We start from the raw sequence: 3,446 nt of genomic DNA, 5'->3' as shown, positions 1-3,446 counted from the left end.
CGCAGCTTGCCGTCGTCGTCCCAGGCCGCCTGCGTGACGCGGGCGTCCAGCGGCAGGTCGCCCTTGGCGAGGCCGACGACCTTGCGGGGCAGCCGCCCGGTCAGCGCGGGGAAGTCGGCGCGGCGCCCGCGCAGCCCGCGCCGGGCGCGGAAGGCGTCCTGGTTCGTCTTCTCGTACGCCATGAAGGCCAGCAGCTCCGTCATGCGGCGCTCGCGGATCAGCCGCCAGCGCACCCGCAGGCCGAGCGGCAGTTCGTCGAGGACGGCCGGATCGACGCTGTCCGCGAAGGAGTTGGCGCGGTCGAGGAACGCCTCGTGGTAGGCGGCGTCCCCGTCGGGCAGGGCCTCCATGAACATCCACAGGTCACCGGCGAGCACGGAGTGGTCGTAGCGCCGCTTGCCCTCGCGCCACTCGGGGCGCGTGCCGAGCACGCCGCTGGCGTGGGCGCAGGAGGCGGTGCGGTCGCGGATGGCGCGCGGGATGGCGCGCTTGTTGGAGATGGAGCCGTCGCGGTCGCGCCAGAGGTAGACGGTGTCGTGCAGGACGTCGACGGAGCGGGCCAGGAAGTGGGCGGGCAGCACGACGGGGATGTCCTCGAAGAGGACACCCTCGGGGAAGGCGAAGGAGTGCTCGTCCCAAAAGGCGCGCCGGAACACCTTGTTGCAGGCGATCCGGTCGGCGAGCAGGTCCCAGTCGCGGGTGACGTGGGTGGCGCCGCGGGTGGTGGCCATCGCCTTGCGGAACATCGGCGACTGGTCGGTGGTGCCGTCGGCGCGCAGCCGGAAGACGTTCCCGGTGACGAAGTCCGAGCCCGACGCCTCGACCGTGTCCAGCATCAGTTCGTACGCGTCCTCGGGGATCACGTCGTCGCTGTCCACGAAGGCGAGGTACGTGCCGGTGGCGTGCCGGACGCCGGTGTTGCGGGCGGCGCCGAGACCGGCGTTGTCCTGCTCGACCAACCGGAACCGGGCGTCACCGGCGGCGAATTCGCGTGCCAGCGCCCCGCTGCCGTCGGTGGAGCCGTCGTCGACCATCACGACCTCGAGGTCCGGCATGGTCTGCGCCGACAGCGACTCCAGGCAGGCGCCGAGGTAGTCCTCGACGTTGTAGAGGGGAACGACGACGGTGAGGCGGGGTGTCATGCGCTGCGCACATTCCTTCCGGCGAACGGCGATGGTCCTTCTCGTTAACAACCGGTGCCACCGTTCACGGTCACCCGGCCTGGGCCATACGGGTGATCGCACCTCGGCCCCCGCGCCACGGGGCACGGGGGCCGAAGAGGAAACACGCACCGGTGAGGCGCGGTGGGGACGGGGTCACGGCTTGACCGCGATGCGCCCCTCGTCCATGCGCAGCAGGAGCAGCCGCTCACCGGTCTTCTCCAGGAACTCGTCGACGGCCTGCCGGGAGCCCTGCCAGTAGCCGTAGTCGTCGATGAGCAGGACGCCGCCGGGCACCAACCGGTCGTAGAGGTGGTCCAGTTCGTGCTTGGTGGAGGCGTACCAGTCGGTGTCCAGGCGCAGGATCGCGATCTTGCCGGGCGCCTCGGCGGGCACGGTGTCCTCGACCTTGCCCTGTACGTAGTGGACGCGCTCGGCCGGGTAAGGCACCTGCTGGAAGCCGGACTTGACGTCGTCGAGCGTGGCGTACGCCCAGATCGCCTTGTCCTTGTCGTTGCGCGCGAGGATGTCGGCGGCCGGTGTGCCGTCGCGCCGCAGGTCCTCCTCGGTGGGCGGGGTCATGCCCTCGAACGTGTCGAAGAGGTACAGGTCGCGGCCGGTGTCGCCGCAGCTGAGCAGCGTCTTGGCGCAGGCCTGCATCGAACCGCCGCGCCACACCCCGCACTCGACGATGTCGCCGGGGATGCCGTGCTTGACGACGTGCCGGGTGGCGAGGATGAAGGCGTTGAGCCGCTCCGGGGACGTCATCGTCCACGGCTTGACCGCGCGGATCGTCTCCTTCGCCTCGTCGTCGTAGTCGACGGGCAGCTTGAGCCCCTTGGGCTTCGGTGCGGGCGCGGGCTTCGGCGCCTCGGGAGCCTTCGGTGCGGCCGCGCGCGGGGCGGGCACCTGCGGTCGGGTCAACTGGTATCCGGTGAGCGTCCGGAGGGCGCCGTTGACGGCGTTCTTCCATGCCATGGGGCGGGACACTACGCGCAATTCACCCTTCGTGTCACACTCTGTCAACTGTCCGTTACTTTAAGTGCGTTGGCGGACCGTCCACCAGCGCCGGGCGGGCTCCTCGACGTAGGTGTACGCGGCCCAGGACAGGGCGACCGTCACGGCCGCGACGCCGAGCAGGGTGAACAGGGAGAAGTTCGTGGGCTCGGCGCGGCCCCAGTGGTCGAGGATCAGCCGGTTGACGGTCTGGTGCAGCAGGTAGAAGGCGTACGACCAGGCGCCGAGCCGCACCATGACCGGCGTGCACAGCCAGCCGCGCCGCCCGTCGCGCTCGCGCTGCACGTAGGCGACGATCACGAGTGCGGAGAAGAGGGCCACCAACGGCCGCACAGTGCACGCGAGTTGCTGGGCGGCGGCCGCGCCGAACCAGGTGTCGCGGTGCACGTACACGACGGTGTACGCGGCGAACAGGGCGGCCAGGGCGCCGGGATGCAGCGGGATGCGCACCCCCCTCCCCACGGCGAGCGCCAGGGCGAGGCCGAGCGCGAACTCGGGGAGCCGGGCCAGCGGATGGCGCATCACCCATTCACCGGCGAACGGCGACAGGTGCGTGGCGGCCCACCAATTGACGGCCCACATGGCGACGAGGCCGCCGGTGGCGAGCCCGAGCAGGGTGCGGGTGCGCAGCCGGTAGGCGCCCCGGATCACGAGCGGGAACAGCAGGTAGAAGAACGCCTCGACGCTGAGCGTCCAGGAGACGCCGTTGCCGGGGAACATCGGGACGACGCCGGGGAACCAGGTCTGCACGAGCACCAGTGAGGCGAGGAAACTCGGCAGGTCCCAGGGCACGCCGCCCCACACGTGGAACACCCAGACGCACGGCACGGTCGCGGCGAGGTGCAGGGGCAGGATCCGCCCGGCCCGCCGCGAGTAGAAGACCTTCGCGGGCGTCCCGGCACTGTGCCCCCAGGTCAGCAGGAACCCGGACAGGACGAAGAAGAACCCGACGCCGTTCACGCCCATCGTCGAGTACGGGAACAAGGCGGGCGCCTGAGCGACGCCGCCGGACGTGCTCGCACCGGTGAAGTGGTGCGTGAACACGGCGAACGCGGCGAGGAAGCGCAGGCCCGTGAGGGAGTCGAGACGGTCGGCGCGCGGGACGCGGGCGCGTCGGCGCAGCGGTGACTGGTGCGGCAGGAGGGAGGTGTTCACCGGGCTGCCTCCCCACCCGCGAGCACCGACGGCGCCGACGTCACGGGGGCCAGCGGGATCGGTTCGGCCTCTCCGGGCCGGGGCCACGCCGGGCCGGCGGGCGCCACCGCCCGG

At 71.4% G+C, this 3,446-nt stretch carries 3 protein-coding genes; all 3 read right to left on the bottom strand.

What is annotated here, in order from left to right; genetic code table 11:
* On the bottom strand, positions 1-1,142 hold a 1,142-nt coding region (locus G3I40_RS07070; protein ID WP_164301301.1), incomplete at its 3' end, for a glycosyltransferase.
* A gap of 174 nt (positions 1,143-1,316) precedes the next feature.
* Positions 1,317-2,138, bottom strand: a complete 822-nt coding sequence (locus G3I40_RS07065; protein ID WP_164301300.1) for a TylF/MycF/NovP-related O-methyltransferase — start codon at positions 2,136-2,138, stop codon at positions 1,317-1,319.
* A gap of 60 nt (positions 2,139-2,198) precedes the next feature.
* Positions 2,199-3,332 (bottom strand): acyltransferase, encoded by a 1,134-nt coding sequence (locus tag G3I40_RS07060; RefSeq protein WP_164301299.1) that lies wholly within the window; start codon positions 3,330-3,332, stop codon positions 2,199-2,201.
* Positions 3,333-3,446: the final 114 nt, after the last annotated feature.

Origin of the sequence: Streptomyces sp. SID14478, assembly GCF_010548525.1 — a bacterium.
Lineage (GTDB): Bacteria > Actinomycetota > Actinomycetes > Streptomycetales > Streptomycetaceae > Streptomyces.
This window is presented reverse-complemented; position numbering and strand designations above follow the sequence as displayed.

Excerpts from the sequence above, each read along its gene's own strand:
- G3I40_RS07065 (WP_164301300.1), bottom strand. The coding sequence starts at position 2,138 with ATGGCATGGAAGAACGCCGTCAACGGCGCCCTCCGGACGCTCACCGGA.